Raw genomic sequence first — 14,229 nt, 5'->3', positions numbered from 1 at the left:
TAATAACCGGTGATGGTAGCGCATGCGGAGAAGCTGGCAAAGCGTTGTACGCTTGCCACGGTGCGGCAATGCGCATAACTGACCTCGCGTATCATCACACGATCCAATATAATGAGAATCATTCTCATATGCGGCGCACCGGGCTGCAGATTTTTTCATCGGATGCCGTGGTTGCTCGCTATTACCAAGAACTGCTCAATTTCTGCTGGCGCAGCCTGCGCAACCGCGAGCAGGCTGCCGACCTGGTGCAGGAAAGCTATGCGCGCGTACTCGGCGCGCAGGACAGGCATGCGCCGCACGAAGGGGATGAGCGCGAACCACGGGCGCTGCTGTATCGCACGGCTCGCAACCTGATCATCGACAATCACCGCCGCGCCAGCGTGCGCCAGCATGAGGAGCTCGAGACCTTGCCCGAAGGCGAACACCCGGCCGCGCCCCTGCATTTGCAACCGGAACAGGCGCTGGCGGACAGCCAGGACTGGCAAGCCTGCGTGGCCGCCATCGACGCCCTGCCGCCGCGCTGCCGCGAAGCGCTGGTGCTGCATCTGTTCGAGGAACTGCCGCAGGCGCAGATCGCCGCGCGCATGGGCATTTCCGTGAGCATGGTGGAAAAACATATCGCGCGCGGCCTGCTCAGTTGCCAGGCGCAATTGCAATCGCTGCGGGAATCCGCATAATGCCGTCCATGACCACGCCACCGCCCCGCCACGACTTCGGCCCTTCCGTCCAGGAGCAGGCGGAGTTGCGCGAGTACGAACGCTTTGCCGCCACGCAAGATCCGGTGGCGCTGGCGGCCGCCAGCTGGTTCAACCGGCGCGGCCAGCTCGATGCGCGGCAACAGGCCGCCTTCGATGCCTGGCTGGCCCAGGATGCCGGCCATGCGCGTGCGTATGCCGCGCTGCAGGACACGGCGCGGGCCATGCGCACCATCCCCGCCGACGTGGCCGCCCGCTGGACCACGCCAGCGGCCATGCCAGCCGTGCGCGCGCGCCGCCACTGGCTGCGCGCACTGCCTTATGCGGCGGCGGCCATGCTGGCGCTCGGCGTCGGCACGGGCGGTTACCACTGGTGGCAGCAGCAAGCCATTTTCAGCGCAAGCTATGCCACGCAGCGGGGCCAGCAGCTGGCCATCGACCTGCCTGACGGCAGCCGTTTGCAACTCGACACGGCCACGCGCGTTCAGGTTGCCCTGTACCGCCAGCGGCGCGAAGTGCAACTGTTGCAGGGTGCGGCCCTGTTCACGGTACAGGCCAGGCAAGGCCAGCCTTTCGACGTCGTCAGCGGCCCCTTGCGCGTCACGGTGGTAGGGACGCAGTTTTCGGTGCGCAATACCCTCGCCCACGACGGCCAGCTGGGCGTGGCCGTGCAGCATGGCCATGTGCGCGTGGCCGGCGCGCGGCAGGCCCGCGTGGACCTGGCGGCCGGCCAGGGCGTGACGGCCGATGCCACCGGCAGGCTGTCGAGCGTGGCCAGCCTGCCCCCCGGCAGCGTGGCCGCCTGGCGCGAAGGCAGGATTACCTTCGACAATGTGCCGCTGGGCCAGGCCCTGGCCGAGTTCGATCGCTATGGCGACAGCGGACTGGTGATACGCGATCCGGCCGTCGCGCGCCTGCGCATAGGCGGCAGTTTTACCTTGCAACGCCTCGATGGCTTTGCCGGCGCCCTGCCCCAGTTGCTGCCGGTGACCCTGGTGCAACAGGGAAAAATACGCGAAATCCGCCTGGCTGAAAATAAATCAAAATAATTCGCATTCGCAGGTGAGGATTGCTACCGCTGCTGCGTATACCTCGTTAATCAGCACGCAATACTCATTAACCTGGAGAACGCAGCATGTGGCACCCGACTTTCACACTTTCCCTCAATCCCCTGCCATTCGCCCTGGCCGCCATGCTGGCGCTGGGCACCGCCAGCGTCGCACAGGCGCAGGCGCTGCCGACCGTCAGGCTGGCCATCGCCGTGCAGCCGCTGGGCCAGGCCCTGAATGAACTGGCGCGCCAGGCCGGCGTGCAGTTGCTGTTCGCGCCAGAACTGGTGGCCGGCAAGACGGCTCCCGCCATCGGCGGCGTCTACAGTCTGCAGGAGGGACTCGAGCGTTTGCTGGCCGGCAGCGGCCTGGTGGCCGCCATCGATGGCAATGCCGTCATCATCAAACCGGCGCCCGCCGTGTCGGGCAAGGTCGCCACCCTGGCCGAAATCACCGTCAGCGCCAGCGCGGATGCGGGTGCCGACAGCGAGCAGACAGCATCGTACAGGGCGCACGCGGTCAGCATCGGCAAGGGCCGGCAAACGCTGCGCGAAATTCCCCAGTCGGTATCGGTACTGACGCGCCAGCAATTGAACGACCAGAACCTGCTGAGCCTGGACGACGCCATGCGCGGCGTGACCGGCATCACGGTCGAAGCGAGCAGCACCGGCGGCAACCACGGCAATTTCTATTCGCGTGGCTACGCGCTCGACTCGGTGCAGGTCGATGGCGTGATGACGCCGGCCAGCACCGGCAACGACCTGTCGGCCGGCTTCGGCCTGGCCATCTATGACCGCGTGGAAGTATTGCGCGGGCCGGCCGGCCTGTTCCAGGGCGCCGGCGATCCGGGCGGCACCATCAACCTGGTGCGCAAACGCGCGCGCGACACCTTTACCGCCAGCGGCGTGCTCAGCGCCGGCTCCTGGGACCGCTATTACGCGGAAGCCGACGTGACAGGGCCATTGACGGCCGACGGCAAGGTGCGTGGCCGCCTGGTGGCCGCCCACGAGCACCGGCGCTCGTTTGTCGACCACGTGTACGCGGAAAAACCGCTGCTGTACGGCACCGTCGCCGTCGACATGGCGCCGGGCACCGTGCTGACCGGCGGCATCACCTACCAGCAATACAAGGGCCGCCCCGCCTTCGGCTTGCCCGCCTACGAAGACGGCCGCCTGCTCGACGTGCCGCGCTCGACCTACCTCGATCCGGGCTGGAACCACATCACGGAAAAAGTCACCGAATACTTTGCCGAGCTGGACCATAAACTGGCCAATGGCGGCCAGTTCAGGCTCAGCGCCATGTACCGCGAGCAGGATGAACCGTCGCGCCACTTCGGCTGGTCCGACTGCTCGGCCGATCCCGTCACCGGCGACAGCTGCCTGGTCAGCTGGAGCTATCGCAGCCACTGGACCACGCAAGGCGCCGACGCCTACGTGGCCACGCCTTTCGACGCCTTTGGCCACCGGCACGAATTGGTGGTGGGTGCGGACTACCGGCAGGTGCACAAGAACTTCCAGTATGGCGGCGGCGACACGGCGCCGATCAATATTTTTAATCCGGACAACAATCTGCCCCAGCCCGGCTACGTTTTTTCAAACGGCAATGACAATCGCACGAAACAGCTGGGACTGTACGCACGCACGCGCCTGCAGGCCAGCGACAGGCTGGCCGTCAACCTGGGCGCGCGCGTGACCCACTGGGACAACCATACTGTCAACCGCAATGCCTATTTCAACCAGTTCACCGATGTCAGCAACAAGATCAACGCCAAGCTGACGCCCTATGCGGGGCTGGTCTATGAACTCGACAGACAGGTGTCGGCCTACGGCAGCTACACGCGCATCTTCTCGCCGCAGTCGACCACGGATGCGGCCGGCCAGACGCTCAAGCCGCGCAAGGGACAGCAATTCGAACTGGGCCTGAAAGCCGAACTGTTCGAGCAGCGCGCCAACGCGCATGCGGCCCTGTTTCGCATGGAAGATGAAAACCGCGTCATGCCCGATCCGGCCAATCCGCTGTTTTCCATCGGCGCCGGCAAGATGCGCAGCCAGGGCGTGGAAACGGAACTGAGCGGCAGCCCCGTGCCCGGCTGGGACCTGACGGCCGGCTATTCCTACACCAGCACGCGCACGCTGGAAGGCAGCGCCGACCAGAAGGCTCAGCTGTACACCTTTATCGCACCGCGCCATCATCTCAACCTGTGGAGCAAATACCGGCTGGCCGGCGCACTCGACAAGGTCAGCGTGGGCGGCGGCGTGCGCAGCGTCAGCAGCATGTACCGCCTGAACGGTCCGGTGAAATTCGAGCAGGCGCCGGTCACCACGGTCGCGCTGCAGGCCGGCTACCGCCTGGGCCCGAAACTCGATCTGTCGCTGACAGTCAACAACCTGTTCGACAAAAAATACTACCAGCGCGTATGGGCCGCCTATGGCTCCAACTTTTACGGCGAGCCGCGTAACGCCACCCTGACCCTGCGCGGCCAGCTCTGATCGCTGCAGGTCCCCCTGCTTGCCCCCTCGCGCAGCCGGATTTCTTCCGGCTGCCGTGTGCAATTGCCTCACTCCTCCCTTGCATGTCTCGCAACGTCACAATATAATAAGAATCGTTCTCATTACGATTTGTGTTTCAACCAGCGTTTCCGTCCCCATGCCGCATATCTTGCCTGGTACGCCAGGCAAGTACGCTGAACTTGCGTTACCAGTACTGATGCTGCTGGCCGCCACTCCTGCGGGACGGCGGCCGTTTTACGACAGCCATAACAACTACACCAAGGGATACACCATGACCATCACCTCCATCGCGCGTTTGTCCGTCCTCGCCACCGCCTTAGTCAGCGGCGCCCTGCTGTCCGGCGCGGCCGGCGCCCACCAGATCTGGCTGGAACAGAACGACAAGGCCGCCAGCGTGTACTTCGGCGAATTCGGCGACAACCTGCGCGAAGCGTCGCCCGGCCTGCTGGACAAATTCACCCTGAAAAACGTCACCTGGATTTCGGCTGGCACCAGGAAGCCGCTGCAGGCCAGCAAGACGGCCGGCGCCTTCGTGCTGAACGGTAAAGTGGCTCCCGGCGAAACCATCATCGCCGAAGAAAACAGCTATCCGGGCTGGGAAAGCAAGAAGGATGGCAAGGTGCTGTTCTCGATCTGGACTCCGGCCGCGCGCATCGTCGCCGACCACAGCGCACAAGCGCCGGCCCTGACGCTGGACCTGCTGCCGACCGGCACGCCGGGCCAGTTCAAGGTGACCTACCAGGGCAAGCCGCTGCCCAAAGCCAAGGTCGGCGCCGTGGTGCAATCGGGCTGGATGCGCGAAGCCTACAGCGACGAGCAGGGCCTGGTCAGCTTCCCGCTGCCATGGCAGGGCGGCTATGTGCTGGAAGTGCACCATGAAGACAAGACCGGCGGCCAGCGCGACGGCAAGAAATATGACAGCGCCAGCTACGTCACCACCCTGAGCCTGGTGCAGGCGCAAGGCGTGGCGCCATTGCCGGCACCGGCTCCCGTCGCACCAAGCAAAGACCACGGCTGATCATGCAAGCGCCCGCCACCACACCCAAACTGCCGCGCCTGCGGCTGTCCGCCGGGGCACTCTACCGCCTCGGCGTGGCCTCGCGCGGCGTGGCCGCCATCGTCGGCGGCTATGTGCTGGCGGCGCTGGTCACCATGCTGCTGTCGGTGACCCTGCCGATGGCGCGCTCGGAAGCCGTCATGACGGCGACCCTGCTGTCCTTCACCATCTACACCTGCGCCGTATTGTGGGTCTTCGCCACCGGCAGCGCCCTGCGCGCCTGGCTGGGCCTGTTGATACCGTGCGCCGTCCTCGCCGCCATCCTGCAAGCGATGGGCGCCCTGTCCTGGAGTCTCGCATGAAAGAAGGTTTCCGCCAGTCGATGGCATGGCTGCATACCTGGTCCGGCCTGCTGGTCTGCTGGGTGCTGCTGCTGGTATTTTGCGGCGGCACGGCCAGCTACTACCGCAACGAAATCACCTTGTGGATGCAGCCCGAACTGCACGCCGTGGCGGCCAATCCCGTCAGCAGCGAAGTGGCCGCCAGCGCCGCCCAGGCCGCGATGACCGACCGCGCGGCCGGCGCCACGCGCTGGTTCATCAGCCTGCCCGACGAGCGCACGCAGGCGACGCAGCTGGGCTGGAGCAAGCCGTCGAAACCGGGCGAGAAGAAGAAGGGACGGCGCGGCAACTTCCATAGCGAGAAGACCGATCCGGCCACCGGCGACGTGCTGTCCAAGCCGCGCGACACGCGCGGCGGCGAATTCCTGTACCGCCTGCATTTCGACCTGCACTACATGTCCGCCATCTGGGCCCGCTGGATCGTCGGCTTTTGCGCCATGTTCATGCTGGTCTCCGTCATCAGCGGCGTCATTACCCACAAGCGCATCTTCAAGGACCTGTTCACCTTCCGTCCGAAAAAGGGCCAGCGCTCGTGGCTGGACGCGCACAATGTGACAGCCGTGCTGGCCCTGCCCTTCCACCTGATGATCACCTATACCGGCCTGGTCACCCTGATGTTCCTGTACATGCCGTCCGGCGCCACCGCCGCCTACAAGGGTGACCAGGACACCTTCTTTGCCGAAGCGTTTCCGCGCGCGCAAGAACGCAAGGCGGCCGGCGTGGCCGCGCCCCTGACGCCCTTCGCGCCGCTGGTGCGCCAGGCCGAACAGCAATGGGGCGGCAAGGTCGAACGCATCTCCGTCAACGCGCCCGGCGACGCCAATGCCGTCATTACCCTCAGCCGCTCGTCGGGGCGCGAGATGTCGACCCGCCAGCCGTCGATGGATTTCGATGGCGTGACCGGCAAGCTGCTGTCGTCGAACGGCGAGACGGTGCCCGGTGCGGCCGCCACCCAGGGCGTGATGATCGGCCTGCACGTGGCCCACTTCGGCGGGCCGCTGCTGCGCGCCCTGTTCTTCCTGTCCGGCCTGGCCGGGTGCGCCATGGTCGCCACCGGCGCCCTGCTGTGGGCCGTCAAGACGCGCCAGAAACAAGCCAAGGCGCTGGCCGCCGGCAAGCGCGCCAGCTTCGGACTGCGGCTGGTCGAGGCGCTCAATATCGGCGCCATCGCCGGCATCCCGATCGCCTTCGGCGCCTATTTCTGGGCCAACCGCCTGCTGCCGGTGGTGATGGAAGAGCGCCCGAAAGAAGAAATCGCCTGCTTCTTCGGCGCCTGGGCGCTGGCCGCCATCGTCGCCCAACTGCGCCCGACGCGCGCCATGTGGCGCATCCAGCTGACGGCCGGCGCGATCCTCCTGGCCGGCCTGCCTGTCCTGAACGTGTTCACCACCCAGTCGCACCTGGGCGTGACCCTGTTCCTCGGCCGTGGCCCCGTGTCGGTGGCCGCTTTTGATCTGGTGGTGCTGGCGCTGGGCCTGCTGCTGGGCTACGCGGCGTACAAACTCAGGCCGCTGGCGGCGAAGGCAAAGAAAGCCGCGCCCGCCCCCGCTGCGCCGACCAACACCACGCTGCCGGGAGCCGCATGATGGAGATCCTGTCGAACTTCCTCGTCTTCGCCCTGTGCTACGCGGGCCTGTCCTGCCTGTGCCTGGCGATGGACCGCCACTACGCCGACCTGCATGGCCGCGGCGCGGAACCGCCGCCGCAGCTGCGCCGCCGCCTGCAGTGGGGCGGCGCTCTGGCGCTGGCCTTCGGCCTGGCGTGGGCCATGCATATCGCAGGCGCCGGCTACGGCACCGTGTTCTGGGTTGGCAGCCTGACCGGCTGCGGCCTGCTGCTGATCTGGCTGCTGCCCTACGCGCCGCACCAGGCGATGCGCCTGGCGCGCGTGACCGGCGTGGCGGCGGCGCTGGCGGCGGTGCTGCTGGCCGTGCTGTAATGCAACTGGAGCACTGCTACAGCGCCTACCACGGCTGGCTGGCGCACTGGCTGCAACGGCGCCTCGGCAATGCGTTTGACGCGGCCGACCTGATGCAGGACACGTTTGCGCGCCTGCTGGCCGGCGCGCCGGCCCAGCCGCAAACCCCGGCCCTGCGCGCGCCCAGGGCCTACCTGGCGACCATCGCCAAACACCTGCTGATCAACCATCTGCGGCGCCAGTCGCTGGAGCACGCGTGGCTGGCCACCCTCGCCGCCCTGCCCGAACAGCAGGTGCCGTCGGCGCAGCAGCAGGCAGAGATGCTGCAGGCGCTGCAAGCGGTCGACGCCATGCTCGACGCACTGAAACCGAAGGTACGCGCCGTCTTCATCATGGCGCAGATCGAGGGCCATGCCTATGCGGACATCGCCGCAACACTCGGTATCGGCGAACGCTCCGTCAAGCGCTACATGGCCGAGGCGCTGACCGAATGCGTGCTGCTGGCATGAGTGCCACCGGCCTGCCCGCGCCATTGATGCCGCCGCTGTCGCGCAAGATCGCGCGTCAGGCCGTCGAATGGTTTCTGATCGAGCAGTCGGGCCAGGCCACGCCGGAAGATCTGGCGGCCAGCGCACGCTGGCGCGCACGCGACCCCGAACACCTGCGCGCCTGGCACAAGGTGCGGCAGGTCAGCGGCCAGCTGGAGCACGCATCCGCCCTGCTGCCAGCCAGCGTGGCCGCGCCCGTGCTGCGCCGTCCGCAGCGCCATCGGCCAGCGCCGCGAGCTGTCCCTGCCCGATGGCGGCCGGCTGGTGCTCAATACCGACAGCGCCGTCGATGTGAACTATACCGGGCACGAGCGCCTGCTGACGTTGCGGCGCGGCGAGCTGCTGGTGGAAACGCGGCCTGACCATGCGGGGAACCGTCCCTTTATCGTCGCCACCCGGCATGGCCGCATCCGCGCGCTCGGCACGCGCTTTATCGTGCGCCTTGATGACGACAGCAGCCGCGTGACGGTGCTGGAACATGCGGTACAGATCGCGCCGCGCGCGCCCTCGGCCACCGTGCGCCGGGTCGAGGCCGGCTGGCAAAGCCGCTTCGACGCCGACCACGCCAACCTGCCCGTGGCAGCAACGCCGCAGACGGGCGCCTGGACGCAGGGCATGCTGATGGCGCAAGACATGCGCCTGGACGCCTTTGCCGCCGAACTGGCGCGCTACCGCCCCGGCCTGCTGCGCGTCGAACCTGAGGTGGCAGGCCTGCGCCTGACGGGCGCCTTCCGTCTCGACGACACGGAGACGGTGCTGGACAGCCTGGCGCGCATGCTGCCGGTCGACGTGCTGTACCGCAGCCGCTACTGGGTCACGATTGCTCCCCACGCAAAATAATTGCGTTTTTTTGGCCCCTTTTTCACGCCTCGCCTGTCCTGTGGATGTCTGTCACTTAACTACACCGGAAAGGCTCTCTCATGCACCTGCATCCTCCGCACCCCACTCCCCTCGCACGCGCCGTTGGCGGCGCCCTGTTGCTGCTGTCGCTGGCGCATGCGCCGGCGATGGCCGCCGATACGACTGGCGCCGCCAGCGCCGCGCCAACGCATTACAGCGTGCCGGCCGGCGAGTTGTCCGCCGCGATCGCCGCCTTTGCCATCAACGCCAGGGTCAATGTGGGCGGCGCGGCCGAACTGCTGCAGGGCGTGCGCTCGCCGGGCCTGCAGGGCAGCTATACGGTGCCGCAGGCGCTGGCGCAACTGCTGGCCGGCACCGGACTCGAAGCGGTGCCCGGCGGCGCCAACAGCTATGTGCTGCGCAAAAGCGGCGCCGGTGCCAGTACCGGCGCGCCGATCGCCGCCACCCTCGGCGAAGTGGCCGTCAGCTCCAGCGCCCTGCGCGACGGCACCACCGAGGGCAGGCGCAGCTACGCGGGCCTGACCAGCGCCACGCGATTGAACCTGTCGCTGCGCGAAACGCCGCAGGCCGTCAGCGTCATCACGCGCCAGCAGATCGAAGACCAGGGCCTGCGCACCTTGCAGGACGTGCTGGTGCAGTCGCCCGGCATCACGGTCGACCGCTCGTCGAGCACGCGGGAATACGACCAGGTATTCTCGCGCGGCTTCGAAGTGACGTCCTACATGGTCGACGGCATCCCGACCAGCAAGAACCTCGAAGCGCGCACCTATGACGCGGCCATCTACGACAGGGTCGAAATCATCCGCGGCGCCACCGGTTTGATCAGCGGCACGGGCAGCCCGTCCGCCGCCGTCAACCTGGTGCGCAAGCGCCCGGGCCGCACATTTGCCGCATCGGCCGGCGTGCAGGCCGGCTCGTGGGACCGCTACCGCATCGATGGCGACATCTCGAGTCCGCTGAACCAGGACGGCAGCGTGCGCGCCCGCCTGGTGGCGGCGCATGAAGACCAGCATTCCTTCATCGAGCGCTACCGCCAGAAAAAGGACGTGCTGTACGCGATCGTCGAAGCCGATTTGTCGCCGTCCACGGTGCTCAGCGCGGGCGTCAACTACCAGAAGGAAAAACTGGGTGGCGCGGGCCGCGAATTTCCCGTCTTTTACAGCGATGGCTCGCTGACCCATTTCAAGCGGTCGATGAACGGCACGGCGGCGTGGAGCACGTACGACCGCGAACAAAGCATGTTGTTCGCCACGCTCGACCATTATTTCGACAACGACTGGATCGCCAAGCTGGCCGTCAGCCGCAGCAGCAATCAATATGATGCGCTGCAGGGCTTTGCCGGCAACGGCTATGCGGACCGCGTCACGGGCGCCAACCTGAAACTGTGGCTGGCCAACTGGCACAGCAAGCCGCAGCAAACCTCGCTCGACGCCTATGTCAGCGGGCCGTTCCAGGCCTTCGGGCGCAAGCATGAACTGGTGTTCGGCGTGAGCAGCTCCGAACTCGAGACCAACAGCCCCATCTATCCGGGCTGGCGGCTGGACGGCTACGACTACAGCATCCCCGACATCAACGCATGGAATGGCGCCATGCCGGTGCCCGACTATCGCGGCACCCGCATGGGCACCTCGTACGACAAGGAGCGCGAGAGCGGCGTGTATTCCACCTTGCGCCTGCGCCCGACGGATGCGCTGTCCGTGATCCTCGGTGCGCGCCTGTCGTACTGGAAGCGCGATATCCGCAGCGATTACGATGCCGACACGGATCTCTACGACGCGATGCGCGAAAGCGGCAAGATCACGCCGTATGCGGGCCTGGTCTACGACCTGGGACGGCACTGGTCGGCCTACGCCAGCTACACCAGCATCTTCACGCCGCAAAGCCAGCGCGACATCAACAGCCGCTTCCTGCCGCCACTGGAAGGCAAGAACTACGAGGCCGGCATCAAGGGCGAATTCTTCAACGGCGCCCTGACCACCAGCACTTCGGTGTTCCAGCTGCGCCAGGAAAACCTGGCCGAAGCCGATCCGGGCAATATCTGGATCATCGGTACCGGCGGCGGCTCGTACGCCTATCACACGGTGAAGGGCGCCACCACCTGCGGCCTGGAGACGGAAGTGTCGGGCCAGCTGCGCCCGGACTGGCAACTGACGGCCAGCTATGCCTACAGCCGCATCCGCAACGCGGCCGGCGAGCGCATCCAGACCAGCCAGCCGCAGGCCATGGCCAAGCTGTGGACCACCTATCGCCTGTCGCAAGGCGTGCCAGGATTGATGCTGGACGCCGGCGTGAACTGGCAGAGCGGCATCTACATGGACGACCGTGGCCCGAACGGCGAGCGCTTCACGCAGCCAGCCTACGCGGTGGCGGGCCTGATGGCGCAATACCAGTTCGACCCGCGCCTGGTGGCGACCGTCAACGTCAATAATGTGTTCGACAAGCGCTACTATTCGACCGGCATGGGCGGCTACTATGGCGACCCGCGCAACGCCATGCTGTCGCTGCGCTACAGGTTTTAACGGCACTCTTTGCCGGCACATCTGCTACGCTCACGGCTTGTCATTGACCAGGGCCCCAGCAGATGCGCCAGCAAATCCGGCAAGAAGTTGCCACCATCGTCCCCCTGGACGAACTCGAACGCGGCCAGCTTGCCGACACGCTGGCCTGGATCGATAGCGGCGCCGAGCTGTTCCGCCTGGCCAAGCCGGCCACCCCGCCGAAGCACCTGGTCGCCTACTTTGTCGTCGTTGATGAGGATCACGTGCTGCTGGTCGACCATCGCAATGCCCAATTGTGGCTGCCGCCCGGCGGCCATGTCGATCCCGGCGAGCATCCACGTACCACCGTGCTGCGCGAACTGGCCGAGGAACTGGGCCTGGCGCCCGCGCATCCCGTCGCAGCACCGCTGATGCTGACCGTGACCACCACCGTGGGCCTGACCGCTGGCCACACCGATGTGTCGCTGTGGTATGTGCTGCATGCCGACCGCCGGCAGCAGATCATCCATGATGAAACAGAATTTTCGTCGATACGCTGGTTTGCCTTTGACGAGGTGCCCTTCGAACGCGGCGAGCCGCACCTGCGGCGCTTCCTGGCCAAGCTGCGTCAGCAGGCGGCCGGGGCGGCGCGCGCCTTGAGCAGCGCCTCCACCCCATCCGGCGCCATCGCGCGCGCCAGGTGATAGCCGAAGGCGGCGTCGCAGCCCATGGCCGCCAGCAGTTCCAGCTGGCGCGCGTTTTCCACGCCGCCGGCGATCGCGCGCAGTTTCAGGGTGTGGGCCATCGCCACCATGGCGCGCACCATGGCGCCGTCATCGGCTGATTCGCCCAGTTCGTCGATAAAACACTTTTCAATCTTGACGGCGTCGACCGGAAAACGATGCAGGGAATGCAGCGGGCCGTCGCCGGTGCCGAAGTCGCTGATGCAGATCGTCATGCCCAGTTGGCGGAACTGGCGCAGGATCGCCTCGCCATCGTGGCTATGGTCGATCAGGGTGCCGGCGGCGATTTCCATTTCGATGCAATGGCCCGGCACGCCGGCCGCATCCAAAGCCGCGCCGACATTGCGCGCGATGTCGCGCTGGTAGAACTGGCGCGCCGACAGGCTGACGGTGACCGTCAGCCTGTGGTCCTGCGCGATCCAGCGTTTCGCCTGCTCGACGGCGGTGGCCAGCACCCAGGCGCCGACCGGCAGGATCAGCGCGCTCTCCTCCAGTACCGGTAGAAAGTCGAGCGGCATCATCAGCCCCAGTTCCGGGTGCTTCCAGCGCAGCAGCGCCTTCACGCCCGTGATGGCACCGGTCGCCAGGTCCATGCAAGGCTGGTACTGCAGCACGAATTCATTGCGCTCGAGCGCATGGCGCAGCGCCGTCTCCAGGATGGTGCGCGAATACGATTGCGTCTGCATGCGCGGCGCGTAGCGCAGGCAGGTACCGGACGCATGCCGCTTGGCCGCATACATGGCGAGATCCGCCTTTTCGATGAGCGCGTCGACATCGTCGTCGTCGTCCGGATACAGCGCCACCCCCACGCTGGCGGCCACCGACAGGCTGTACTGGTCGATCACGAACGGCGCGGCGATGGCGGCGATGATTTTCTCGGCCACGCGCGTCGCATCATGCGGATCGTGCAGTTCGGTCAGCAGGACGATGAATTCGTCGCCGCCCTGGCGCGCCACCGTGTCGACCTTGCGCACGCACTGCTGCACCCGGCGCGCGAATTCCGCCAGCACCTGGTCGCCCACGTCATGGCCCAGGCTGTCGTTGATGGCCTTGAAGCGGTCGATATCGACGAACAGCACCGCCAGCAAGCTCTGGTGGCGGCGCGCATAGGCGATGCCGTGCTCGAAGCGGATCTGGAAGTGCAGGCGGTTCGGCAAGCCGGTCAGGCCGTCATGGTGGGCGATGAATTCCAGTTGCTGCTCGGCGCGGCGGCGCGCCGACACGTCGTGCAGCAGCAGCACCGCGCCGTCGTGCGCCAGCGGTGCGCAGCTGTAATGCACGTCGATGCGCTTGCCGTCGCTTTCGCGCAGCAGTACCGCGCCGCGCGCCACTTCCAGCATGGCCTGCTGCGCCACGCAATCGCGCACCTGCTGCGCCGCATCGATGGCGGCGCCGTCATGGAACAGCGGCAGCAGCTGCGACACGCTGGCACCCACCCCGTGCGCCGCCGGCAAGCCGCCCATCGCCAGTGCGCGCGCATTCAGGTAGCGCACCACGCCATGGCGGTCGGTGCCGATCACGGCCACCGGCAGCGCCTGCAGCAGCGCCAGCATGGGCGCCTGCGCCGCCAGCCGTGCCTCACCGTGCGCATGGCGGCCGCGCCACTGCCGCTCCCCCCAGCACTGCCCCGCCAGCAGCGCACCGAGCATGGCCAGCAGCAGGCACAGCGCCAGCAGCAGCGCCATCATGGATCACCAGCGGGACAAAAGAGTGGGCTCATGGCGTTCCTCGCAACGATACCGGCCAAAAAGATTCCGAGTGGAAATAGTATAAGAATCCCTCCCCACTTTTTTGCCTGATGGCGCCCCGCTTGATGGCGCTCAAGCGGCTGATGGCCCCCATGGTTGTTGTAAACGCCCAACAAGGTAGCGCAACATTCTCACCAAATTCCACAAAAAATTGCTGCAATGACAGTACCCACCTTAAAATGAGAATAATTCTCATTCTTGAGATGGTTCATCGCCGCGTTTCCACAGCTGGTCCAGGATACGGCGGCAGGGCCATGCCAGCCAGGCGCAGCACCACCCCAG

General features: G+C 66.4%; 13 protein-coding genes. 12 read left to right on the top strand and 1 reads right to left on the bottom strand.

Annotated features, from left to right (window positions below; translation table 11 throughout):
• Positions 1-167 precede the first annotated feature (167 nt).
• From Q8L25_RS10470 to Q8L25_RS10420, 12 genes are all read left to right on the top strand, one after another.
• A complete protein-coding gene (locus Q8L25_RS10470) occupies positions 168-677 on the top strand; it encodes an RNA polymerase sigma factor (protein WP_308924766.1) in 510 nt (169 codons plus the stop codon).
• Positions 677-1,744, top strand: a complete 1,068-nt coding sequence (locus tag Q8L25_RS10465) for a FecR domain-containing protein (RefSeq protein ID WP_308924765.1) — start codon at positions 677-679, stop codon at positions 1,742-1,744. The genes Q8L25_RS10470 and Q8L25_RS10465 overlap by 1 nt, the downstream gene beginning before the upstream one ends.
• 86 nt (positions 1,745-1,830) lie before the next feature.
• Positions 1,831-4,233, top strand: a complete 2,403-nt coding sequence (locus Q8L25_RS10460; protein WP_308924764.1) for a TonB-dependent siderophore receptor — start codon at positions 1,831-1,833, stop codon at positions 4,231-4,233.
• A gap of 292 nt (positions 4,234-4,525) precedes the next feature.
• Positions 4,526-5,272, top strand: coding sequence for a DUF4198 domain-containing protein (locus Q8L25_RS10455; RefSeq protein ID WP_308924763.1), 747 nt, complete (start codon positions 4,526-4,528; stop codon positions 5,270-5,272).
• A gap of 2 nt (positions 5,273-5,274) precedes the next feature.
• The gene (locus tag Q8L25_RS10450) at positions 5,275-5,613 is read left to right on the top strand and encodes a DUF3649 domain-containing protein (protein ID WP_308924762.1); all 339 of its coding nucleotides are present in this window, start codon (positions 5,275-5,277) and stop codon (positions 5,611-5,613) included.
• Complete coding sequence (locus tag Q8L25_RS10445) at positions 5,610-7,238, top strand: PepSY-associated TM helix domain-containing protein (RefSeq protein ID WP_308924761.1); 1,629 nt, start codon at positions 5,610-5,612, stop codon at positions 7,236-7,238. Before Q8L25_RS10450 ends, Q8L25_RS10445 begins: the two co-directional genes overlap by 4 nt.
• A complete protein-coding gene (locus tag Q8L25_RS10440; RefSeq protein ID WP_308924760.1) occupies positions 7,235-7,591 on the top strand; it encodes a DUF3325 domain-containing protein in 357 nt (118 codons plus the stop codon). The genes Q8L25_RS10445 and Q8L25_RS10440 overlap by 4 nt, the downstream gene beginning before the upstream one ends.
• On the top strand, positions 7,591-8,079 hold the full coding sequence (locus Q8L25_RS10435) for a sigma-70 family RNA polymerase sigma factor (protein WP_308924759.1): 489 nt from the start codon (positions 7,591-7,593) through the stop codon (positions 8,077-8,079). Before Q8L25_RS10440 ends, Q8L25_RS10435 begins: the two co-directional genes overlap by 1 nt.
• Positions 8,061-8,480, top strand: a complete 420-nt coding sequence (locus tag Q8L25_RS31725) for a DUF4880 domain-containing protein (protein WP_374694257.1) — start codon at positions 8,061-8,063, stop codon at positions 8,478-8,480. The genes Q8L25_RS10435 and Q8L25_RS31725 overlap by 19 nt, the downstream gene beginning before the upstream one ends.
• On the top strand, positions 8,383-8,958 hold the full coding sequence (locus Q8L25_RS10430) for a FecR domain-containing protein (protein ID WP_308924758.1): 576 nt from the start codon (positions 8,383-8,385) through the stop codon (positions 8,956-8,958). Before Q8L25_RS31725 ends, Q8L25_RS10430 begins: the two co-directional genes overlap by 98 nt.
• Before the next feature lie 80 nt (positions 8,959-9,038).
• Positions 9,039-11,498 carry a TonB-dependent siderophore receptor gene (locus Q8L25_RS10425; RefSeq protein WP_308924757.1) on the top strand — a complete coding sequence of 820 codons (2,460 nt, stop codon included), beginning with the start codon at positions 9,039-9,041 and terminating at the stop codon, positions 11,496-11,498.
• Positions 11,499-11,560: 62 nt separating this feature from the next.
• Positions 11,561-12,160 carry an NUDIX hydrolase gene (locus Q8L25_RS10420; RefSeq protein ID WP_308924756.1) on the top strand — a complete coding sequence of 200 codons (600 nt, stop codon included), beginning with the start codon at positions 11,561-11,563 and terminating at the stop codon, positions 12,158-12,160.
• Here the strand turns inward: Q8L25_RS10420 and Q8L25_RS10415 are convergent.
• Positions 12,085-13,887: an EAL domain-containing protein gene (locus tag Q8L25_RS10415; protein ID WP_308924755.1), complete on the bottom strand. Its 1,803-nt coding sequence runs from the start codon at positions 13,885-13,887 to the stop codon at positions 12,085-12,087. The genes Q8L25_RS10420 and Q8L25_RS10415 overlap by 76 nt on opposite strands.
• Positions 13,888-14,229: the final 342 nt, after the last annotated feature.

The organism is Janthinobacterium sp. J1-1 (assembly GCF_030944405.1).
In the GTDB taxonomy this organism is placed as follows: domain Bacteria; phylum Pseudomonadota; class Gammaproteobacteria; order Burkholderiales; family Burkholderiaceae_D; genus Janthinobacterium.
This window is presented reverse-complemented; position numbering and strand designations above follow the sequence as displayed.